Source organism: Streptomyces sp. NPDC058008, assembly GCF_042886395.1.
Classification (GTDB): domain Bacteria; phylum Actinomycetota; class Actinomycetes; order Streptomycetales; family Streptomycetaceae; genus Streptomyces.
In genome coordinates, this window is the sequence record NZ_JBHVQX010000022.1 from 1 (window position 1) to 20,462 (window position 20,462).

General features: G+C 73.1%; 17 protein-coding genes and 2 pseudogenes. 4 read left to right on the top strand and 15 right to left on the bottom strand.

Features of this window, described 5'->3' with window-relative positions; genetic code table 11:
• From ACFVS9_RS22320 to ACFVS9_RS22355, 8 genes and pseudogenes are all read right to left on the bottom strand, one after another.
• Positions 1 to 231, bottom strand: a pseudogene (locus tag ACFVS9_RS22320) (2-oxoglutarate ferredoxin oxidoreductase subunit alpha); the annotation flags it as partial.
• Positions 210 to 437 carry a DUF6059 family protein gene (locus tag ACFVS9_RS22325; protein ID WP_383118363.1) on the bottom strand — a complete coding sequence of 76 codons (228 nt, stop codon included), beginning with the start codon at positions 435 to 437 and terminating at the stop codon, positions 210 to 212. The gene ACFVS9_RS22325 and the pseudogene ACFVS9_RS22320, both read right to left, overlap by 22 nt.
• Positions 434 to 2,215: an acyltransferase domain-containing protein gene (locus tag ACFVS9_RS22330; protein ID WP_389934767.1), complete on the bottom strand. Its 1,782-nt coding sequence runs from the start codon at positions 2,213 to 2,215 to the stop codon at positions 434 to 436. Before ACFVS9_RS22330 ends, ACFVS9_RS22325 begins: the two co-directional genes overlap by 4 nt.
• 150 nt (positions 2,216 to 2,365) lie before the next feature.
• A complete protein-coding gene (locus ACFVS9_RS22335; protein WP_383118365.1) occupies positions 2,366 to 2,635 on the bottom strand; it encodes an acyl carrier protein in 270 nt (89 codons plus the stop codon).
• Between the two features lie 92 nt (positions 2,636 to 2,727).
• Complete coding sequence (locus ACFVS9_RS22340) at positions 2,728 to 3,939, bottom strand: ketosynthase chain-length factor (protein ID WP_389934770.1); 1,212 nt, start codon at positions 3,937 to 3,939, stop codon at positions 2,728 to 2,730.
• On the bottom strand, positions 3,936 to 5,201 hold the full coding sequence (locus tag ACFVS9_RS22345; RefSeq protein ID WP_389934772.1) for a beta-ketoacyl-[acyl-carrier-protein] synthase family protein: 1,266 nt from the start codon (positions 5,199 to 5,201) through the stop codon (positions 3,936 to 3,938). Before ACFVS9_RS22345 ends, ACFVS9_RS22340 begins: the two co-directional genes overlap by 4 nt.
• Positions 5,202 to 5,465: 264 nt before the next feature.
• A complete protein-coding gene (locus ACFVS9_RS22350; protein ID WP_383118368.1) occupies positions 5,466 to 7,064 on the bottom strand; it encodes an acyl-CoA carboxylase subunit beta in 1,599 nt (532 codons plus the stop codon).
• 78 nt (positions 7,065 to 7,142) lie between these two features.
• On the bottom strand, positions 7,143 to 7,937 hold the full coding sequence (locus ACFVS9_RS22355) for a BTAD domain-containing putative transcriptional regulator (RefSeq protein ID WP_383118369.1): 795 nt from the start codon (positions 7,935 to 7,937) through the stop codon (positions 7,143 to 7,145).
• A gap of 266 nt (positions 7,938 to 8,203) precedes the next feature.
• Here ACFVS9_RS22355 and ACFVS9_RS22360 point away from each other — a divergent pair, with 266 nt between their 5' ends.
• The 4 genes from ACFVS9_RS22360 (at position 8,204) to ACFVS9_RS22375 (ending at position 12,755) form a co-directional block, all read left to right on the top strand.
• Positions 8,204 to 8,548, top strand: a complete 345-nt coding sequence (locus ACFVS9_RS22360) for a hypothetical protein (RefSeq protein WP_383118370.1) — start codon at positions 8,204 to 8,206, stop codon at positions 8,546 to 8,548.
• A complete protein-coding gene (locus ACFVS9_RS22365; RefSeq protein ID WP_389934776.1) occupies positions 8,545 to 10,812 on the top strand; it encodes a TOMM precursor leader peptide-binding protein in 2,268 nt (755 codons plus the stop codon). Before ACFVS9_RS22360 ends, ACFVS9_RS22365 begins: the two co-directional genes overlap by 4 nt.
• Positions 10,813 to 10,901: 89 nt before the next feature.
• Complete coding sequence (locus ACFVS9_RS22370; protein WP_383118372.1) at positions 10,902 to 12,113, top strand: sensor histidine kinase; 1,212 nt, start codon at positions 10,902 to 10,904, stop codon at positions 12,111 to 12,113.
• Positions 12,114 to 12,140: 27 nt separating this feature from the next.
• Entirely contained in the window at positions 12,141 to 12,755 is a 615-nt protein-coding gene (locus ACFVS9_RS22375) for a DNA-binding response regulator (RefSeq protein WP_383118377.1), read from the top strand.
• Between the two features lie 135 nt (positions 12,756 to 12,890).
• On the opposite strand, the pseudogene ACFVS9_RS22380 reads toward ACFVS9_RS22375, so the two are convergent.
• The 7 genes and pseudogenes from ACFVS9_RS22380 to ACFVS9_RS22410 form a co-directional block, all read right to left on the bottom strand.
• Positions 12,891 to 13,499, bottom strand: a pseudogene (locus ACFVS9_RS22380) (4'-phosphopantetheinyl transferase family protein); the annotation flags it as partial.
• Positions 13,500 to 13,608: 109 nt separating this feature from the next.
• Positions 13,609 to 14,859 (bottom strand): acyltransferase domain-containing protein, encoded by a 1,251-nt coding sequence (locus ACFVS9_RS22385; RefSeq protein WP_389934779.1) that lies wholly within the window; start codon positions 14,857 to 14,859, stop codon positions 13,609 to 13,611.
• Between the two features lie 76 nt (positions 14,860 to 14,935).
• The gene (locus ACFVS9_RS22390; RefSeq protein ID WP_383118374.1) at positions 14,936 to 16,669 is read right to left on the bottom strand and encodes an acyl-CoA dehydrogenase; all 1,734 of its coding nucleotides are present in this window, start codon (positions 16,667 to 16,669) and stop codon (positions 14,936 to 14,938) included.
• Positions 16,666 to 18,411, bottom strand: coding sequence for a fatty acyl-AMP ligase (locus tag ACFVS9_RS22395; protein WP_389934782.1), 1,746 nt, complete (start codon positions 18,409 to 18,411; stop codon positions 16,666 to 16,668). Before ACFVS9_RS22395 ends, ACFVS9_RS22390 begins: the two co-directional genes overlap by 4 nt.
• A 127-nt stretch (positions 18,412 to 18,538) precedes the next feature.
• Positions 18,539 to 18,730 (bottom strand): acyl-CoA carboxylase subunit epsilon, encoded by a 192-nt coding sequence (locus ACFVS9_RS22400; protein WP_383118376.1) that lies wholly within the window; start codon positions 18,728 to 18,730, stop codon positions 18,539 to 18,541.
• Positions 18,731 to 18,844: 114 nt separating this feature from the next.
• Positions 18,845 to 19,474 carry an antibiotic biosynthesis monooxygenase gene (locus ACFVS9_RS22405; protein ID WP_383118988.1) on the bottom strand — a complete coding sequence of 210 codons (630 nt, stop codon included), beginning with the start codon at positions 19,472 to 19,474 and terminating at the stop codon, positions 18,845 to 18,847.
• Positions 19,461 to 20,447 carry an aromatase/cyclase gene (locus ACFVS9_RS22410; protein ID WP_383118987.1) on the bottom strand — a complete coding sequence of 329 codons (987 nt, stop codon included), beginning with the start codon at positions 20,445 to 20,447 and terminating at the stop codon, positions 19,461 to 19,463. The genes ACFVS9_RS22405 and ACFVS9_RS22410 overlap by 14 nt, the downstream gene beginning before the upstream one ends.
• Positions 20,448 to 20,462 lie beyond the last annotated feature (15 nt).

Genomic DNA, 20,462 nt, shown 5'->3' on the forward strand with positions numbered 1-20,462 from the left:
GTCGTGGTCCGCGAAATGCAGCTGGAACGACGACACCCCCGGCAGTGTCCCGGCGGGCGCCCGGATCTCGGCCGGGAAGTTGGGCAGCGTCGACAAGTCGTTCCCGAACGACGCCGTCTCCGACGTGAACCGGTCGCCCGTCAACTGCATACCGTCACCCGAGTCACCCGCGAAACGGATGACCACCCGGTCCAGACGGTGAATCTCGTTCACTCCCGCTCCCCGATCGATGGTACGAGTTGTTCCTGAAGGGCACGTTCCGTGCGGGTCAGCGGGACGTCGGCGCAGAGCCGCTCCGGATGGCCCGCCGGGGGTTCCTCCAGTCGGGCCGGGACCATCGGTACCGGCGGTCCCATGGTGGGCAGGCCCAGCCAGATCCAGCCCGTCGCGGTCAGCGAGTGGTAGACCTCGCGCAGGGCCCTGGTCACGTACTTCATGCGGGCTGTACCTCCGCACCGGCCCGGGCACGCGGAGCCCCGTGTTCCGTGCGCGGCTCCTCCTCGCCCCACGTCCACAGCCGGGACACCGCGTTCAGGTCCAGGTCGTGGCCCTCGCTCCAGATGCGGGCCGCCGCCGTCAGCACCGACTGGCGGTCGGCCTCCGCGGTACCCGGGCGGGCCGGGAGGAGGGGGGTCACCGCGCCGGCGCCCAGGCGGATCGAGCGGTGCCTGCGGGCGAAGGCGGTGAGCGTCTGGCGGGGACCCGCCTCGACGAGCAGGACGTCGTCGGCGGCCAGGAGTTCGTCCAGGGCGTTGCGGAAGTAGACCGTGTCGGTGATCTGACGGGCCCAGAAGCGCGGGCTGCGCGCCTCGTCGGGGCTCATCAGGGTCCCGGTGTATCCGGAGTAGAGGGGCAGCTTCGGCTCCCGCAGCGGGAGGCCCTGGTAGGAGGCCTCCACCGCGTCGGAGGCGGGGGCCATCGCCGGGGAGTGGAAGGGGCTGGTCGCGGGCACCGTGACCACGGTGTGCCCGTCGGCCTTGAGGCGGGCGGCGACCTCGGTGAGCGGGCCCTTCGAACCGGCCAGCATCACCTGCTGGTTGGCGTTGACGGCGGCGATGCCGACATCGTCGGTGAGGTACGGGCGCAGCTGCTCCTCGCTCGCGGCGACCGCGAGCATGCCGCCGGCCGGTATCTTCACGGCCTCCCGGACCCGGGCCGACACCATCCGGGCCGCGTCGCGCAGCGACACCACTCCGGCGAAGGTGGCGGCGACGAGCTCGCCGGCGCTGTGGCCGAGGAAGGCCGTCGGGCGCACGCCCCAGCTCAGAACGAGGCGGCCGAGCGCGTAGTCGACCGCGAACAGGAGGGGCTGGGCGCGGCGTACGTCGTCGATGGCGATGGAGGCGCGCGCCGGGTCGAGCCAGTCGGCCCGGATGCGGGGGCCCTCCTCGCCCATGTGGGAGAGGGCCGCGTCGACCGCGGCGGTGAAGACGGGTTCACGGCGGTAGAGGCCGGCGGCCATCCCGGCGTGCTGGGAGCCCTGGCCGGGGAAGAGCAGGGCGACCGGCCGGGGGTGCGAGGCGTCGGTGGTGCGTGCCGTGTGCACGGCGCGGGAGGCGAGGGCGGAGACCGAGACGGCGGCGCCGCGGACCGGGCCGGGGGCGGTGCCGCACGGCACCGCGGCGGGCAGGGCGGGGAAGATCTCGCGGTGCACCCCGCTGAGCATCGGCAGGAGTTCGCCGCGTACGCGCTCCTCGTCCTCGGCGTTGCGGCCCGACCAGAGGATGAGCCGGTGGCGGTCCGGGTCGGTGGAGCGCGGGGCCTGGTACAGCGGACGCAGCGGCGGGGCGGTGTCCTCGTCGCCGGGGGCGGTGACATCGAGTACGCCGAGGACCGCGTCGCCCTCCGCCACGGCTTCGGCGGCGCGCTTGACCGCGTACACGGTGATGGTCTGGGGGTCGGGTTCGCCGAAGCCCGCGACGAGCGCGAGGTCGGCGCTTCCCTCGTGGAGTTCCCGGTGGGCCTGGCGCAGCGCGCGGCCGGGGGTGGAGGCGGTGCGGACGGTGAAGCCCTCGTGCTCGGGCCTGATGCCGGGGTCGAGGACGGCCGCGCCGAGGAGGACGACGGTACGGGCGGGCAGGTCCTCGGGAGAGCGGCCGAAGGCGCGCAGCACCGCCGATACGCCGGCGGCCGAGGCCCGTACGTGCTGCTGGGGCGCGGAGCCCGGGCTGACGATCAGCCGGCGGACCACCGCACTCCGGTTCGTGGGCGACATGGTTCCCTCCTCGTGGGCCGCGGCTCCGGCCCCACTCGGTACGTAGGCGGCGGTACGGGGACGACAGGGGTGCAGCGGGAGGTGGCTCGGTGCGGTGACGGCCGCCCCGCCCCCGGGGGATGGAAGGCGGGACGGCCGTGTGGGACCGGCTCAGGCGACGGGCGCCTGACCGGAGTTGATGAGGGCGAGGAGCGCGCCCGGGGTCTCGGCGTCGACGACGGCGTCGTCGGGGATCTCGATGCCGTACTCGCGCTGGATCTGCCCGATGACCTGGAGCAGGGCGAGGGAGTCGTAGCCGAGCTCCATGAACGGGGTGTCGATGACGTCACCGTCGAGGTCGATGCCCTCCTCCTCGCCGGCGCTCTCGCGCAGCATGCGGGTCAGGTCGGCCAGGGTCACTGTGGCGGTCGTGGTGCTCATGGTCGGTGCCGTCCTCTCGGTTGGGCGTGTGGGTGGTGCGGGGATGGGTGCGCGTGGGGGGTTGCTCGTGGTGCCCGGGACCGTGGGGCTGTTCAGCCGTGGCGGCGCAGGACGAGTGCCGCGTTGAAGCCGCCGTGGCCGCGGGCGAGGACGAGCGCGTTGCGCAGTCCGGCCTCGCGGGCCTCGGTCACCAGGTCGATGGTGTGGCCCGCGGCGGCGGCGGTGACGTTGGCGGTGGGCGGGATGACCCCGTCGCGCAGGGCGAGCAGGGCGGTCGCCGCGTCGAGGGCGGCGCCCCCGGCGAGCAGGCGGCCCGTCATGGTCTTGGGTGCGGTGACGGGGACCCCGTTCGCGCCGAAGAGCGCGGTGAGGGCCTGGGCCTCCTCCCGGTCGAGTGCGGGCACGCCTGCGGCGTCGGCGAAGACGACGTCGATGTCGGCGGCGGTGACCCCGGCGTCGGCGAGGGCGTTCTCGGCGGCCCTGCGCAGGCCGGGCGGGCGCCCGGTGCCGGGGGCCGGGTCGAGGGTGGCGGCGTATCCGGCGACCTCCCCGTAGACGGTGGCGCCGCGGGTGCGGGCCGAACCGGCGTCCTCGACGAGGAGGATGGCGCCGCCCTCGCCCGGCACGTATCCGGCGGCGTCGTCGGAGAAGGGCAGGTAGGCGCGGGCCGGGTCGTCGACCGTGCTCATCAGGCCGGAGGCGATCTGCGGTACCCAGCCCCAGGGGCAGATGGCCGCGTCGACGCCGCCGGAGATGACGGCGGGGAAGCCCTTGCGGATGTGGCGGCGCGCGTGGCCGAGGGCGTCGATGCCGCCGGCCTGTTCGGTGAGCAGCACCCCGCTGGGTCCGCGCAGCTTGTGCCGGATGGAGATCTGGCCGGTGTTGACGGCGTAGAACCAGGCGAAGGACTGGTAGGCGCTGACGTACTCCTTGCCCTTGCTCCAGAGGTTCTGGAGTTCGCGCTGCCCGAACTCGACGGCTCCGCCGGACGCGGCGGTCACCACGCCGATGCCGTACTCCGGCAGTTCGGCGGTGTCGATGCCCGCGTCGGCCAGGGCCCAGTCGGCCGCCGTCAGCGCGAGGCGTGTCATGTGGTCGGTCTGCGGCATCAGCCTGCTGGGGATGTGGTCCTCGGCGACGTAGTCCGCGACCTCCCCGGCGATCCGGGAGGGGTACTGGGTGGCGTCGAAGCGGGTGACGGGACCGAGGCCGGACTCGCCGGCCAGCGTGGCCTTCCAGTAGTCCTCGGTTCCCAGGCCGTTGGGGGCGGTGATGCCCAGGCCGGTCACCACTGCGGTGGTCATACGGTGCTCCTCTCCGGGCGGGCCAGCACCATGGCGCTCTGGAATCCGCCGAAGCCGCTGCCCACGCTGAGGACCACGTCGGTCTTCTTCTCGCGGGCGGTCAGCGGTATGTAGTCGAGGTCGAGCTCGGGGTCGGGCTCGTGGAGGTTCGCGGTGGGCGGCAGGACGCCGTGCTCCATCGCGAGGGCGCAGGCGGCGATCTCCAGGGAGCCGATGGCGCCGAGCGAGTGCCCGATCATCGACTTGATGGAGCTGATCGGGGTGCGGTACGCGTGCTCCCCGAGGCTGCGCTTGAACGCGCCGGTCTCGTGGCGGTCGTTCATCTTGGTGCCCGAGCCGTGGGCGTTGATGTAGCCGACGGTGTCCGGAGCGAGGCGTGCCTCGACCAGGGCGGCGTCGATGGCCTCGGCCATCTCCAGTCCCTCCGGCTTGAGTCCGGTCATGTGGTACGCGTTGCAGCGGGAGGCGAAGCCCGCGATCTCGGCGTAGATGTGGGCGCCGCGCCGCCGCGCGCTCTCCAGCTCCTCCAGGACCAGGATCGCCGCGCCCTCGCCGAGGACGAGTCCGCTGCGGGTCCGGTCGAAGGGCCGGCAGGAGCTCTCCGGGGTGTCGTTGCGGGGCGTGGTGGCGTGGATGGCGTCGAAGCAGGCCGAGGTGATCGGCGAGATCGGGGCCTCGGTGGCGCCGGCGATCATGATGTCGGTGGTGCCCTCGCGGATGAGTTCCACCGCGTGGCCGAGCGAGTCGAGGCCTGAGGTGCATCCGGTGGAGACGACCGCCGCCGGGCCCTCCGCGCCGGCCGCCAGGCCGACCTCGGCGGCGATGGAGCTGGGTACGAAGTGGCGGTAGAGCTCGGGTACGGCGTACTCGTGGTCCACGTTCCACTTGCGGCCGCCGTCGCTGACGACCGCGTACTCGCGTTCCAGGCTGGTGGTGCAGCCGACCGCGCTGCCCACCGCGGTGCCGATGCGGCCCGGGTCGAGGGCGGAGAGGTCCAGGCCGCTGTCGGCGAGGGCTTCCCGGGTGGAGACCACCGCGAACTGGGAGGCCCGGTCGAGTCTGCGGACCTCCTGGTGGGAGAGTCCGGCGGCCAGGGGGTCGAAGTCGCACTCGGCGGCGACCTGCGAACGGAACGGGGAGGGGTCGTAGAAGGAGATCCTCCGGGTGGCGGTGCGGCCCGCCGTGAGGAGGTCCCAGTACTCCTTGACACCGACCCCACCGGGGGCCACGACGCCCAGGCCGGTGATGGCGACTCTGCGCATGGTCTACCTGGCCTTCGACGGGGCCTGGTGCGGCTGTGCGCACCTGCCGGTTGGCACTGTGGGGGTCACTGTCGATCCCTTCGTCCGTGTCACTGCTGATCGTGGGGCGGTGTCGGCGGCCGGGGCGGTTCGGGTTGGGAACCCCCCGGCCGGCCGGACCGGTCGGCCGCTCGTTCGTGGCGGGCCGCCTTTTCCGGTGCAGCCATGGAACGTCTGTGCCCTCGACCGGGACTCGCGTGCGCGTGGACCTGGTGAATCGCCCCACTATGTAGGGATATTCCCGTGCTTTCGGGACGGCACTTCGGCGTGCTTGGAGCGCAGCATGGCCAGCGAGCGGATGAGGATCCGGCGGGTGTCGCCGGGTTCGATCACGTCGTCCACGAGGCCGCGCTCGGCCGCGTAGTAGGGGTGCATCAGCTCGGTCCGGTACTCGTCGATGCGCTGCGCCCGCAGCGCCTCCGGGTCGTCGGAGGCGGCGATCTCCCGACGGAAGATGACGTTGGCGGCGCCCTCCGCGCCCATCACGGCGATCTCGTTCGTCGGCCAGGCGAAGGCGAGGTCGGCGCCGATGGACCGGGAGTCCATGACGATGTAGGCGCCGCCGTAGGCCTTGCGCAGGACGAGCGAGATGCGGGGCACGGTCGCGTTGCAGTAGGCGTACAGGAGCTTGGCGCCGTGCCGGATGATGCCGTCGTGCTCCTGGTCGACGCCGGGCAGGAAGCCGGGCACGTCGACGAGGGTGACCAGCGGGATGTTGAAGGAGTCGCACGTCGAGACGAAACGGGCGGCCTTCTCGCTGGCGTGGATGTCCAGCACCCCGGCCAGGGCGGCCGGCTGGTTGGCGACGATGCCCACGGGGTGGCCGTCCAGGCGGGCCAGCGCGCACACGATGTTGGGCGCCCACGCCTCGTGGACCTCGAAGGTCTCCCCGTCGTCGACGATCTCCTCGATCACCGCGCGGATGTCGTAGCTGCGCCCCGGGTCGGCCGGCACGAGGTCCATGAGCGCGTCGGTACGCCGGCCGGCGGGGTCCTCGCAGGCCACCGCGGGCGGCAGCTCACGGTTGTTGGACGGCAGCAGCGCGATGAGGAACCGTACGTCCTCCAGGCAGGTCGCCTCGTCGTCGTACGCGAAGTGGCTGACGCCCGAGACGCTCGCGTGCACGTCGGCGCCGCCGAGGCCGTTGTGGGTGATCCGCTCGCCGGTCACCGCCTGCACGACGTCGGGTCCCGTGATGAACATCTGCGCGGAGTCACGGACCATGAAGACGTAGTCGGTGAGGGCCGGCGAGTAGGCGGCTCCCCCGGCGCACGGGCCGAGCATCACACTGATCTGCGGGATGACCCCGGAGGCCGCGACGTTGCGGCGGAAGATCCCGCCGTAGCCCGCGAGGGCGGTCACGCCCTCCTGGATGCGGGCGCCCGCCCCGTCGTTGAGGCTCACCAGCGGTGCTCCGGCGGCCTGGGCGAGGTCCATCACCTTGTGCACCTTCGCGGCGTGCGCCTCCCCCAGCGCGCCGGCGAAGACCCGGAAGTCGTGCGCGTAGGCGAACACCGTCCGGCCGTGTACCAGCCCCCAGCCGATCACGACCCCGTCGCCGTGCGGCTTGCGCGCTTCGAGACCGAAGCCCGAGGCCCGGTGCCGGCGCAGCGGCTCGATCTCGGTGAACGTGTCCTCGTCGAAGAGGAGTTCCAGCCGCTCGTGGGCGGTGAGCTTGTTCTTCCCGTGCTGCCGCCGGGTCGCCGCGGGGTCGGGCCCTCGGCTCACCTCTTCCTTGAGCCGGCGCAGTTCGGCGGCGGAGCGTCGCAGGTCGGGGGCGGCGGGGGCGGCCGGTGCGGCCGTCAGGTCGTCGAGGATCGTCATCGGCCGAACGTAGGAACGCCGGCTAGAGACGTGCTGGAGAACTCCCCCGGGACCCGCCGGAGGCCTCCCGCCGGCAGGTCAGCCGGTGGCCGGCACCGGGAGGTCCAGGGCGGGGTCCGCGGAGAGGACGGCCTGGTGGAGGCGTTGCAACCGGGCCGAGGGCTCCAGTCCGAGCTCGTCGACCAGCGTGACGCGCAGCCGCTGGTAGGCCTCCAGCGCCCGCCAGGCACCGCCCGAGCGGTGGAGTGCGGTCATCAGCTGGGCGCAGAAGTTCTCGTGCATGGGGTGCCGGGCGACCAGGACGCGCAGTTCGGGCACTATCTCGGTGTGCCGGCCGATGACGAGGTCGGCGTCGATGCGCCGCTCCAGGGCGGCCATCCGGTCCTCCTCCATGCGGAGCACCTCCAGCTCCAGCACGGTGCCGATGCGTACGTCGACGAGTGCGGAGCCCTGCCACATGTCCAGCGCCCGGCCCAGCAGGGCGGAGGCGGCGTAGTGGTCGCCCGCCTCGTGCGCGGCCCGCCCCGAGGCGGCGAGCTGGCTGAACTCGTGGGCGTCCACCTGGCCCGGCTGCACCTGGAGCAGGTAGCCGCCGTGCTGGGTGATGAGGATGTCCTTGGCCTGGCGGGACGGGTCCCCCTCGATGGCCGCCGCGATCTTGCGGCGGAGCTGGAGGATGTAGGTCTGCAGGGTGGTGGCCGCGCTGCGCGGGATGTCCTCGCCCCAGATCTCCTCCATCAGCGTCGCCACGGGCACGACCCGGTCGGCCTGCAGTGCGAGCAGGGACAGGATCTGGCGCGGCTTGGCTGCGGTGGGCACCACGGACACCCCGTTCTCACGGGCTGCCAGCGGTCCCAGGACTTTGATCTCCATGAGTGCCCCCTCCTTCTCGTGCTCCGCCCGGCCGGCCCCGGAGCGGACCGGCACGGGCTTGTGGAGTCCGGGCCGAGCCTGACACCTGTGGTGTTCGAGTCCCAGTGAGGTGGTCACGAGGGCGCACATGAAAATGTCATGCCCCGGTGGTGAGCCTCGCACTGTGCGGTGCGGCGCGGCGGGACGCAGAATCCTGGCACTCGGGAAACGAGTGAACGACGGAAACGCATCCGGTCTCGTATTCACGGACTCCGTGGGGGAATTCCATGAACATCACCGTGCACATCTCCGCACCCGACGCCCCGGCCGGCACCGCCGCCGCCCGGCCGCTCTCGTCCGATCACCGGCTCGCCCTGCTGACGGCACGGGCCGGTCTGGAGCCGGAGCTGGCGCAGCGTTACACGAGCGACCCGGTCTCCGTGCTCGCCGAGTTCGGCCTGCCCGCGATGGAGCCGGTCTACGGGGACGTCCACAAGAACAGCACGCCCGGCGCCTCCGGCCGGGGTCTGGTCATCGACCACCTGGACCGGCCGGGCACCGCCACCCTCTACGGGTGCTACAGCGGCATGGCGCCCCTGCCCGGGGAAGAGGCCGGGGCGGCGCTTGCATGACCATGACCGGGGGGGCGGGCATCGAGATGCCCGTGGGGTTCAAGAGGCACCTGCGGGTGGAGGCGATCGAGGGGGACGCCGTCTACCTGCTGTCGGACCAGGGGACGACCGCCTTGCAGGGGCGTGAGATTCAGGAACTCGCGGCCCTGCTGGACGGCACCCGCACCCTGACCGGCGTGCTGCGGGACGCGGAGGCGACGCTGCCGCCCGCGACCGCGGCCCACATCATCGCGGAGCTCGCCCGCGCCGATCTGATCGGCTATCACGACCCGGCCGCCGACGCCTGCACGGAGGCGTACTGGGAGTACGCCGGCGTCGGCGGGCCGAGCGCCTCCGCGTCGTTCCGTACGACGCCGGTGGAGCTGGTCGTCCTGGGCCGGGCCGACCCGGCGGCGGCCCGGGCGGAGTGCCTGGCCGGCGGACTGCGGCTGACGGACGACGGGGAGCCGGCGGCGCTCTCCCTCGTCCTGTGCGACGACTACCTGGACCCCGGGCTGGCCTCGCTCGACGCCCGGCACCGGGCGTCCGGCCGGCCCTGGCTGCTGGCCAAGCCGAGCGGCGTGGAGACCTGGGTGGGCCCGGTGTTCGGGTCGGAGCAGGGTGCCTGCTGGGAGTGCCTGGCACACCGGCTGCGCGGCCACCGGGCCTCCCGGGCACCGGTCCTGCACGCCCTGGGGCTCGCGGGCACGGTCCAGGTGCCCGAGGCCTCGTTCGCCACCGTGCGCGCCCTCGGGCTGCACACGGCGGTGCTGGAGGCCACGAAATGGGTGGCGGGCATGCGGTACGAGGGCCAGCAGGCCATCTGCACGCTCGACACCCGCACCCTGCACACCAGCAGGCACCCGGTGAGCCGCCGCCCGCAGTGCGCCCGGTGCGGTGATCCGGGGCTCGTCCCCGAACGGGTACGAAGACCCTTCGTACCGAGATCCAGCCCGAAGCTGCACACGGTGGGCGGCAACGACCGGGCGCAGAGCGCGGAGACGGTGCTCGCGCTCTACCGGCACCTGGCCGGTCCGGTCACCGGCATCGTCTCCGGGCTCCGCCCGGCGCCCGGCTCGCCGGAGGGGCTGAACCGGTACGTCGCCGGGCGCAACATGGCTCTCGGCGACAGCCGTTCACTGGCCGGGCTGCGCGGTGGGCTGCGCGGGCAGAGCGGCGGCAAGGGGACGACGCCGCAGGAGGCCGAGGTGGGCGCCCTGTGCGAGGCGCTGGAACGTTACTGCGGCACCCGCCAGGGCGATGAGCCCACCGTGCTCGACACCCTGGCCGGGCTGGGGGACGCGGCCCTGCACCCCAACTCCTGCCAGCTGTTCGCCGGCCGGCAGTTCCGGGAGCGGGACCGGTGGAACGCGCGGCACTCCCGGTTCCAGCAGGTCCCGCCGCCGTTCGACCCGCACGCACCCGCCGAGTGGACCCCGGTCTGGTCGCTCACCTCCGGCACCCAGCGGCTGCTGCCCACCTCCATGCTCTACTTCGGGCCCGGTCCGGGCGGCGTGCCGGCCGCTCCGTGGGCCGACTCCAACGGCAACGCGGCGGGCAGCAGTCCGGAGGACGCCGTCGTCCAGGGCTTCCTGGAGGTCGTGGAGCGGGACGCGGTCGCCCTGTGGTGGTACAACCGCACACGGCAGCCCGCGGTGGACCTCGACGCGTTCGACGAACCGTGGCTGGCCCGGACCCGGCAGACCTACGCGCGCATGCACCGGGACGTCTGGGTCCTCGATCTCACCGCGGACTTCGGCATACCCGTGATGGCCGCGGTGTCCCGTCGCACGGACCGCACCGCCGAGGGGATCTCCTTCGGATTCGGGGCTCATTTCGATCCCCGTCTGGCACTGCGCAGAGCGGTCACGGAGATGGCCCAACTGCTGCCTCCGGAGGAGGACTCCCCCGAATTCCTCACCGCGGAAGCCGACCTGAGTTCCTGGTGGCGCGGTGCGACGGTGAAGAATCAGCCATACCTCAGCGCGGATCCAGCCGAAAGCCCGCGCACCCCCGGGCACTACTCCTTCACCGCGCGAGGAGATCTGCGGGAGGACATCGAGTTGGCCGAAACCCTCGTACGCGGTCACGGAATGGAGCTGCTCGTCCTCGACCAGACCCGGCCCGACGTGGGACTTCCCGTAGCGAAGGTGATCATTCCGGGGATGCGGCACTTCTGGGCCCGTTTCGCCCCGGGCCGCCTTTTCGACATACCCGTGAAACTGGGACGCCTCGAGCGCCCGCTCCCATACGAACAAATCAACCCTGTACCGCTGTTCGTCTGATTCCCGGCGGCCCTCACAGCCGCTAGCTCACGGACAACGGGAAGACATAGCATGCGTCCGCCACTGTTGGTCCAGGCGAGGAGGCGGCGATGCCACAACAGAACGTCGTTCCGTTCTCACCCCGTTCACAGGCGCCGGCACCGCGGCTGGCCCGCGCGATCATCGTGGTCGCCCTCGTCTGCTACGGCACCATGACGGTGCTCAACGTGGTGCGGACCCGTCCCGGCACGACCCAGCTCGTCGTCTGCGTCACCCTGGTCCTGATGGTGTTCGGCGTACAGTTCGCCGTCTCCTCACCGCAAGCCCGCCGCTGGCCCACCGGCTGGAAAGTGCTCGTGCTGAGCGCGCAGGCGGTGCTCACCTTCACACCGCTCGTCTGGTTCGGCACCAACTGGGGCAGCATGGAGGGGCCACTCGCCGCCTCCCTGCTGCTCACCCTCCCGGCGCGCTGGGCCTGGCCCAGCTACGGGCTGCTGATCGCCTTCATCCCCACGTACAACCTGCTGGCCGGGGCGACCATCGACCTGGTGCTGTACTTCACCATCGCCGGCATCCTGACGGGTCTCGTCATCTACGGCCTGACCCGTCTCACCGACCTGGTGCACGAGGTGCACGCCACCCGGGAGGAACTGGCCCGGATGGCGGTGACGCAGGAGCGGCTGCGGTTCGCCCGTGACCTGCACGACCTGCTCGGCTACAGCCTCTCCGCCATCACGCTCAAGGGGGAACTGATCCACCGGCTGATCAGCAGCCGTCCGGACAAGGCCCGCGAGGAGACCGCCTCGGTGCTGCGGGTGGCCCGCCAGGCGCTGGCCGACGTCCGGCTGGTGTCCAGCGGGTACCGCGACATGTCGCTGTCCGAGGAGGCGGAGTCGGCGGGGACCGTGCTCGCCGCCGCGGACATCCGGGCGGACGTCACGGTGGAGTGCGGCCGGCTGCACCCGGTCGTCGACACGGTCCTCGCCACCGCGCTGCGCGAAGGGGTGACCAACATCCTGCGGCACAGCGGGGTCCGGATCTGCAGCATCAAGGCCGAGCTCGACGAAGAAACGGTCCGTCTCGGTCTGACCAACGACCACCCGCACGAACCCGCCGACGTCTTCTCCGCGCGGGCCGGCGGCGGGAGCGGGCTGGACAACCTGAGGACCCGGTTCGCCGCGATCGGCGGGGGGCTGACCGCGGGACTCCGGAGCGACGGCCGGTTCCATCTGGAGGTCTGGGCACCGGTCAGGCCGCGGAACCACGACGGCGAGCTGCTCGTACTCGATCCCGCGACCCCGGAGAGATCCGCTGTAGCCTGACTTCACATCATCTGACCGGGGGTAATGATGTTGTCCGTGAGAATCCTCCTCGCCGAGGATGTTCACATGATCCGAGGCGCGCTGGTGGCTCTGCTCCAGCTGGAACCGGATCTGCATGTGGTCGCCGCGGTGGACCGCGGCGACACGATCGTGGAGACGGCCCTCGCGTCCAAGCCGGACGTGGCGGTGATCGACATCGATCTGCCCGGCATCGACGGACTGACGGCCGCGGCCGAGCTCCACGAGCAGCTGCCCAGCTGCCGCACCCTGATCCTGACCAGCCTCGGGCGGCCGGGCACCCTGCGGCGCGCCCTGACCGCCCACGTCTCGGGCTTCCTGCTCAAGGACTCGCCGCCGGACCAGCTCGCCCTCGCCGTACGGTCGGTGGCGACCGGGCGCCGGGTCGTGGACCCCCAGCTCGCCCTGACCGCCTGGGACTCCCCGGAGAACCCGCTGTCCCCCAGGGAGCTGGAGGTGCTACGGCTCGCGACCCGCGGCGCCGACGCCGCCGAGATCGCCGGCTGCCTGTACCTGTCCAAGGGCACCGTCCGCAACTACCTCACGGCCATCGTCGGCAAGCTGGGCGCGCGCAACCGCATCGACGCGATCAGGATCGCCGAGGAAGCCGGCTGGCTCCCCTGACCCCGCCCGCCCGGGCCCGGGGCCCGCGCCGGGTGCTCCCAGCAGGGTGTCGAGCATGCCGTCGTCCAGGGTGGTCCCGACCGACAGGTCGGCCAGCTCGCCGAACCCGGTGTCGCAGACCGCCACGCTCACGACGTACCCCTCCCCCGCCCGGAACGTGCCGAACTGCCACTCCGAGCCCGGGACGGGCGAGCCGTCCGGCCGGACCAGCCGGGTGCCGTCACCACCGCGGTCGCCGTCCAGCGCGAAGCCGAACTCGGTGAACCGGAACCGGAGTCCCTGCCCGAGCGCCTTGCTGTACGCCTCCTTGAGCGTCCACAGCCGCACCAGGGTGTCGTTGCGCGCCGCGTCGTCCGCGGCGTCCAGCCGCCCCTTCTCGTACGGGGTGCACGCCTGGCGTTCGGAGCCGGTGTGCGCGAGCCGGCGGTCGGCGCGCTCCACGTCGACGCCGATGCGCCCCCTGCGGGTGATGCCGACGACCATCATCTCCTCGGTGTGGCTGAGGCTGACGTCGATCTGGTCGCAGCCCCGCACGTACGGCCGCCCGCCCGGCTGGTACGCCAGGTCCACCAGGTCGGGACCGGTGCGCAGGACCGCCGCCGCGGCGTGCCGGAGGAACAGCCGGGAGGCGACGAACCTCTCGCGCATCCGGGGCTGGGTGAGCTTCTCGTAGCGGCGCCAGTCCCGCCCCAGCCGCCGGCGCAGCTCCTCGTCCGTGTCCCCGCGCGGACGCCAGGCGGGCATCGTCGCGTACACCACGACGCTTCCGGTGCGGGACAGCTCGCCGTGGACACCGTCCCAGGGGGCCCCGGGGCCTTCGGCGAGCAGCGGGCGCCCGACCCGTGCCCTCACCTCAGGCTCCGGAGAGGGCCGCGGCCAGCGGCCCGGCGTCGAGGGCGGAGATCACCCCTGCCAGGTCCACGGCATCACTCGCCGGCCCCTGGCACACGGGCAGGCAGACGGGGCCGCGCAACCCCCCGCCCATCCGCCGCAGGTACGGCGTGAGCACGGCCTGCGGCCCGATCTCGACGACGTGCGTGGGCACCTGCTGCGCGAGCAGGCTGCGGGCGGCGTCGGCGAACCGGACGGGGGCGGTGATCTGTTCGGTCCAGTAGGGGGCGTAGAGCGGCTCGGTGGCCAGCCGGCCGTACACCGTGGAGTAGAACGGCACCCGGGCGGCGCCGCCGGGCACCCGCCGTACGACCGCTTCGAACTTGGGCACCACGGGCGCCATCAGCGGGGAGTGGAAGGCGTGCGACACGGCCAGGTGGCGGCAGCGGATGCCGCGCTCGCCGATCCGGGCCTCGATGCGCTCCAGGGCGGCGCGGTCGCCGGAGAGCACGATCGCCTTCGCCGCGTTGATGGCGCTGATGCCCACCTCGGGTTCGGTGGCGACGAGTTCGGCGGCCTCGTACGGGGTGACGTAGAGGGCCATCATGCCGCCGCCCGGAGGCAGGTACTGCATGAAGGCGCCGCGCATCGACACCAGCTTCGCGGCGTCGGCCAGGGTCAGCGCCCCGGCGACGGTGGCCGCCGCGAACTCCCCGATGCCGTGGCCGAGTACGGCCACGGGGCGCACCCCGGCCTCCTCCAGGGTCCGGGCCAGGGCGTACTCGACGGCGAACAGGGCGGGCTGGGTCAGCGCGGTGCGGTGGACGGCGGGGTCGTCGGCGAGGATCAGCTTCACGATGGACTGCCTGGTCCACGGGGTGATCGCGGCGTCGGCCTCGTCGAGGAAGGTGCGGTAGCCGGTGGAGTTCAGGTAGAGCCCGGAGGTCATCCCCGGGTGCTGGGAGCCCTGGCCGGTGAAGACGAACGCGGCGCGGACCTTGCTCTCGCGCTGGTTCGTGTCGCGCATGGCGAGGAAGTCGGCGAGCTGGCGCACGGTGGGGTAGGCCCAGATGTCGGCGGGCTCGACGAGCGGGCCGAACTCCTCCTCGATGTCGCCGTAGAGACTGAGGGCGGCCACCGAGTCGAGGCCCTCCTCGGCCAGCGAGGCGGAGTCCTCCACCGGGCGGCCGAGGAAGTGCGCGACCCGTTCGCGCAGCCACTCCCGGTGGGCCACGGCGAAGTCGTCCTGCGCGCGGGGCGGTTGGTCCTGCATGTGTCTGCTCCCTGTCGGGCTCTGGGGCGGGGGGCGCCCGGGGGCGGTCGGGGGTACGGGGGGGCTGCCCGGGGTGTCAGGCCAGCGGTGAGCGGTAGAGGTCGTAGCTGCGGCGGTTGTGCAGCCTGGCCATGACCTCGTCCAGCGCGAGGCGCTCGCAGTCGGCCGGGCGGTCGGGCAGCGGCAGCCCGAGCCGTCCGACCAGCCGGTAGAGCACCGCGGTGGCCCAGGCGGGGGCGGCCAGGAAGGCGTCGGCGCGGCCGGGGGGCTCGTGCCGCTGCTGGCGCCACACGCCGAGCGCGGCCGCTCCGGCGAGCACCAGGGTGTAGCGGTCCGCGAGGCCGAAGCTGTAGGGGCTGGAGAGGGCCTCCCGGTCGCCCTGCGGCACCTTCTCGAACGCCTTCTTCAGGTCCGCGAGCTCCCCCGTGAGCGCGCGGGCCAGGAAGCGCAGGGTGGGGCCGCCCTCCCCGTCACCGCCCCGTCCCCCGGCCGCTTCGAGCAGGTCCGTGCAGGCGACCAGGGTCGCCGCGAGCGGGTCGCCGTCCCCGAGCAGGACGGGCTGGGACAGGTCGAGCGGCGGCAGCGGGTCGTGCGGGCGGAACAGTCCGGGCGGTGGTTCGGGATCCGCGAACCAGGCGTGCCGTGCGAAGTACGGGAGCTGGGGCAGGATGCTGACCTGCCGGCCGGCGCTGCCCGCGTGGCCCAGCGAGGTGACGGGCAGGTCGCGGCGCTGCTTCTGGAACATCCCGTACGCCCCGTCCTCGGCGAACGTCTCCTCGCCGAGCACCGACGACATCTCGTCCATGCTCTCGGCCACCAGCTTGGGCGCCAGGTAGGCGGCGGCCGCCGCGTAGGCGCTCATCTGCCGGGGCAGCAGGTGCAGCGCCCTGGTCGCGACCAGGGCGAGGCAGTCGATGACCAGCAGGTCGAGGAAGCCGCCGGTGAGCACGTCGCGCACGTGCTGCACGTCCAGGGACGAACGGCCGTCCTCCCGTGGCCGGTCGGCGAAGCGGGCGACGGTGCGCAGCGCGGTGTCCGCGCCGGCCAGCACGATGGAGGGGATCAGCCCCCGGATGAGCAGCGAGGAGCGCAGCGACAGCTCGTAGCCGTCGCCGACCTCTCCGAGCACCGCGCTGTCGGGCACGGGGCAGCCGGTGATCCGCAGACCGCCGAACTCCGCGCTGCGCATGCCCGTGGTGGTGCGGCGGGCGAGGTCCTCGACCCGGTCGGCCGGCAGTTCGTCGCGGTCCAGGAGCAGCACCGTGTGGCTGCGCCCGCGCGCGGCCCCCTCCGTGCGGGCGAAGATGACGAGGCCGGTGGCGCGGGAGGCGTTGGCGATGGCGGACTTGCTGCCGTCGAGGACCAGGCCGCCGGGGACGGTGCGCGCGGTGAACTCGTCGCGGACGAAGTCGTTGCCGTGGGCGACCTCGTGCCGGGCGACGGCGACGCGCCGCCCGGCCAGGAGCAGCCGGGCGGCGTGCCGTCGCTGTTCGGGGTCGCCCGCGGTCCACACCGGGGTGGTGGCGAAGAAGCAGTTGAGCCCGTAGCCGAAGCCGAGCGAGGCGTCCCGGCGGAAGACGGGGCGCAGGATCCGGCCGAGTACGTCCATCCGCTCCAGCCGGCCGCCCACGTCGGCGGGCACGAACTCGGCGTTGAGGTCGAACGCGTCCAGCACCTGTTCGGCCTCGGCCAGTACCTCTCCCCCGGCGTCGGCGGCGAGCAGGGCGGCGGTGCCGAGCGGGTTCGCCGGGTCGTCGAGGGGGCCGAACGCCCGCTCCAGGGTGTCGATCCGGTCCTCGGCCGTGGTCATCGCGGCCTCCCCGCGGCCAGCAGCAGTTCGACCTCGGGGTCGATCCGCTGGTGCAGCGGCGTGAGTTCGCCGCGCAGGAACAGCCGGCGCATGGCCGCGCGCTCGACCTTGCCGCTCGTCGTCCGGCGCACCGTGCCGGGGCGCACGAGCAGGACCCCGGCGGTCCGGATCTCGTACTCCTCGCCCAGGCGCTGCTGGACCGCTGCCGCGAGGGCCGCCAGGTCGATGTCGTACCGGCTGCGGGCACGGAGTTCCTGGACGATGACGACGCGTTCGCGGGCACCGGGCACGGCGAAGGCCGTGGCGGCCCCGAAGAGGCCGCTGACCTGCTGCACCGTGCGTTCCAGGTCCTGCGGGTAGAGGTTGCGCCCGGCGATGACGATCATGTCCTTCAGCCGGCCGGTGACGTGCAGCAGGCCGTCGTCCAGGGCGCCGAGGTCACCGGTGCGGAGGTAGCCGCCCCCGCCGCCGTCGATGCGGCAGTCGAACGCCGCCGCCGTCTCGGCGGGGCGGGCCCAGTAGCCGGGCCCCACGCTCTCGCCGCGGACCCAGATCTCCCCGATCCGGCCCTCGGGGAGTTCGCGCCGGGTCTCCGGGTCGACGATGCGCAGTTCGGCGGACGCGGCGGGACCGCAGTGCGCGAGGGTGCGGCCGGGTCCGCTGGGGGCGGTGAGGCGCCCGGCCTCCAGCGCGGCCGCGTCGACGGTGCGGGCGGCGGTGGCCGGGGCGGTGCGGGTCCCGGAGACGAGGAGGGTCGCCTCGGCCAGGCCGTAGCAGGGCGCCAGGGCCCCGGGGCGCAGTCCGGCCGGGGCGAAGCGCTCGGCGAACGCCTCCAGGGTGGCGGGGTCGATGGGCTCGCCGCCGTTGACGGCGACCTCCCAGCGCGACAGGTCCAGGCCCGCGAGCTGCGAGTCGTTGATCCTGCGCACGCACATCTCGTACGCGAAGTCGGGGGCGCCGCTGACCGTGAGCCCGTAGCGCGAGACGGCCTCCAGCCAGTTCGCGGGACGCTTGACGAACGCGGCGGGCGACATGAGCACGGCGGTGCCGCCGAGCCACAGGGCGTGCAGGAGCTGGCCGACGAGTCCCATGTCGTGGTGGAGCGGCAGCCAGCCGCCCATCCTGATGCCGGGCCTGGTGCCGAGGGCCTCCCGGATGGCCCGCTGGTTGGCGAGCAGGCTGCGGTGGGTGACGGTCACCCCGCGGGGGTCGCGGGTGGAGCCGGAGGTGTACTGGAGGTAGGCGACCGTGTCCGGTTCGGGGACGAAGGGCTGCCAGGGCTCGGGCGGGGCGACGGCGGCGGGCCCGTCCGCCAGCAGGCAGACCACGCCGCCGTGGCCGGTGCGGGCGAGCAGCTGGGAGACCTCTGCGGCCTCCTCGGTGGAGGTGAGCACGCAGACCGCGGCGGACTCCTTGACGATGCCGGCGACCCGCTCGTCGTGGTGGCCGCGGCCGCCGGGCGGGGCGACGGGCACGGCGACGGCTCCCGCGTACAGGCAGGCGAGGAAACCGGTGACGAACAGCGCGCGCGAGCGGTGCGCGACGATCACCCGCTCGCCGGGCCGCGCGTGGCGGCGCAGCACGGTCGCCAGGGTGCGGGCCGCGCGGTCGAGTTCCGCGTAGGCGATCGTCCGGGGACGCAGGCTCCCCTCGTGCTCGGTGAGGAGGATCAGCGCCTCCCGGTCCGGCGTCGCGGCCGCCTGGGCCTGCAGGTGTTCCGTAAAAGTCCCGTGACCTCTCACGCCTCCCCCTCCCGTGTCGTGGTGCCGTCCCCTGGGACGGGCCACGGCCGGCTCTGCTGTCGGCAAGGTAGGGGGGCGCCCTTGAGGGGTCCTCGACCTCGCCCGTGGATGTGCGGCGCACGGCGGTTCACGGTGCGGTCCAGGTGACCGGGGGCCGGTAGCCGCCGCGTTTGACGGTCCATCCGGCGTAGGCCGCCCTGGTCTCCTCGTCCGGTTCGCCGGAGCGGCGGACCAGGGCGAGCAGCACGGCGGTCACGGCCGCGAGCTCGGCGTCGTCGGGCCGGCCGCGGAGCACGGTGATGCGCATCGGATTCGCCATGACGACAGCGTGCTCCCACCTGCTCGAAGCGGGCTCGTGCCCGGGAAGCGCCGGAGCCGAGGACCTGGTGGCCCTCGGCTCCGGCGCGGGTGGAGGCGGTCCGGCGCGGGGGTGTCAGCCCAGGACGCGCTCGTAGGCGATGTGCCGGGTGCGTTCCACGACGACGTCGGCGCCCTCCCGCATCTGCCGGGTCAGCGCGGTGTACCCGCCGTCGGCCAGGGCGCGTTCGCAGGCGTCGGAGTCCCGCCACCACTGGATGCCGGTGTACACGTCGGGCCGGAGCGTGGAGCGCAGCAGATCGCTGCCGCCGAAGCCGCCGAGCCGCCGGAAGTGGTCGTCCGCCCCCGCGTACAGCCGCTCGAAGTGCGACGGGTCGCGGTAGATCCGGGCCCGGGTCAGGACCACGTTCTCCGCCCCGGACACGGCGTTCTCGTTCAGTTCCCGCGCCACGCTGACGGCCTGGTCCACCTCGGTGTCGGCCATCGGGCCGAGCTGTTTGACGTGGGCCTGGAAGGTCGCGTCGTGGACGGTGTCGAGGAAGCCCCGCATGGTCCGCCAGTGCCCGAAGTGCACGAAGACCTCCGGGCGTTCGACGAGCTGGACGGTCACCAGGAAGTCGAAGCCCCGGCGTCTGCGCAGGTACTGGGAGTGATCCCTGAACTCACGCTCGAACCTCTCGGTGTCGCCCTTCACCTCGAAGCGGTTGACCACGGTGACGGGGGTGTCCTGACTACGACTGTGCACGCGCTTCCTCCGCGAACTGCTTGGCATGACGCAACGTGGTGGAGCTGTTGGTACCGAGTGACCTGCGCACCAGGGCGCGCGCCTCGGCGAGGGTGGCCTGCGGGCCCAGCGCGGCGCGTACGCCCGCCGGGTCCAGGGTCACGGTGTGCCACGAGGTGGCCCTGACCGTGCCGTCGCCGAGCGACTCGATCACCCAGCGGCCCGTGTGGCCGGCCATCGCGACCGGCACCCGGATCTGCTTGTAGACGATGACGGCGCGGTCCTCGAAGCAGACCCGGACCGAGGTGGTGTTGTGCGTGGAGCCGTCGGGGCTGCGGGTGTCCATGTCCATGTGCTGGATGCCCGGCTCGTCCTCGGTGAGGTCCAGGCGGGCCACGTGCGGCAGCCGCTCGGGCCACAGGTCGGCGCGGTCCAGGAAGGCGAACACGTCGCCGGCCGCGCCGAACACGGTCGCGGAGTCGCTGAAGGTGAAGTGGAGCTCCTCGCGGGCGTCGCCCTGCTCCGCCGTGTTCTTGAGGGCCAGGAGCTCGGCCCGGCTGTTGCTGTCGACGGCGTTCTCGATCAGCTCCTCCGCGGCCGGGTCGTCGTCCACGGCGCGGTAGTCGTGCAGCAGCGTGACGCGGCTGCCGCCGTCCTCCAGCGCCTGGACGCGCCACTCGCCGCCCATCGAGGCGACGGGCGCGGCCGTGACGACCTGGCGGAAGGTGATGGTGCGGGCGGCGGGGTCCAGGACCCGGCGCGAGGTCCAGGTGCGGACCTTGTCACCGGCGACGGCCCAGATGCGCAGGAGCTGCTCGCCCCCGTCGGCCGGGGCCTCCTCCAGCACCTCGACGTGGACGGTGGGGCCGAACACCTGGGGCCACTCGGCGACATCGGCCACCAGCGCGTACACGGCGGCGGGCGAGGCCCCCACGGTGATGGAGTGCTCCGTGACATGGAGTGCTTCGGTTTCGGACGTAGCGGTCGGCGCCACGGCAGACCTTCCCTT

Bases quoted from the DNA above. Each gene is read 5' to 3' on its own strand.
- ACFVS9_RS22325 (WP_383118363.1), bottom strand. From the start codon at position 437: ATGAAGTACGTGACCAGGGCCCTGCGCGAGGTCTACCACTCGCTGACC.
- ACFVS9_RS22330 (WP_389934767.1), bottom strand. From the start codon at position 2,215: ATGTCGCCCACGAACCGGAGTGCGGTGGTCCGCCGGCTGATCGTCAGC.
- ACFVS9_RS22335 (WP_383118365.1), bottom strand. From the start codon at position 2,635: ATGAGCACCACGACCGCCACAGTGACCCTGGCCGACCTGACCCGCATG.
- ACFVS9_RS22340 (WP_389934770.1), bottom strand. From the start codon at position 3,939: ATGACCACCGCAGTGGTGACCGGCCTGGGCATCACCGCCCCCAACGGC.
- ACFVS9_RS22345 (WP_389934772.1), bottom strand. From the start codon at position 5,201: ATGCGCAGAGTCGCCATCACCGGCCTGGGCGTCGTGGCCCCCGGTGGG.
- ACFVS9_RS22350 (WP_383118368.1), bottom strand. From the start codon at position 7,064: ATGACGATCCTCGACGACCTGACGGCCGCACCGGCCGCCCCCGCCGCC.
- ACFVS9_RS22355 (WP_383118369.1), bottom strand. From the start codon at position 7,937: ATGGAGATCAAAGTCCTGGGACCGCTGGCAGCCCGTGAGAACGGGGTG.
- ACFVS9_RS22360 (WP_383118370.1), top strand. From the start codon at position 8,204: ATGAACATCACCGTGCACATCTCCGCACCCGACGCCCCGGCCGGCACC.
- ACFVS9_RS22365 (WP_389934776.1), top strand. From the start codon at position 8,545: ATGACCATGACCGGGGGGGCGGGCATCGAGATGCCCGTGGGGTTCAAG.
- ACFVS9_RS22370 (WP_383118372.1), top strand. From the start codon at position 10,902: ATGCCACAACAGAACGTCGTTCCGTTCTCACCCCGTTCACAGGCGCCG.
- ACFVS9_RS22375 (WP_383118377.1), top strand. From the start codon at position 12,141: ATGTTGTCCGTGAGAATCCTCCTCGCCGAGGATGTTCACATGATCCGA.
- ACFVS9_RS22385 (WP_389934779.1), bottom strand. From the start codon at position 14,859: ATGCAGGACCAACCGCCCCGCGCGCAGGACGACTTCGCCGTGGCCCAC.
- ACFVS9_RS22390 (WP_383118374.1), bottom strand. From the start codon at position 16,669: ATGACCACGGCCGAGGACCGGATCGACACCCTGGAGCGGGCGTTCGGC.
- ACFVS9_RS22400 (WP_383118376.1), bottom strand. From the start codon at position 18,730: ATGGCGAATCCGATGCGCATCACCGTGCTCCGCGGCCGGCCCGACGAC.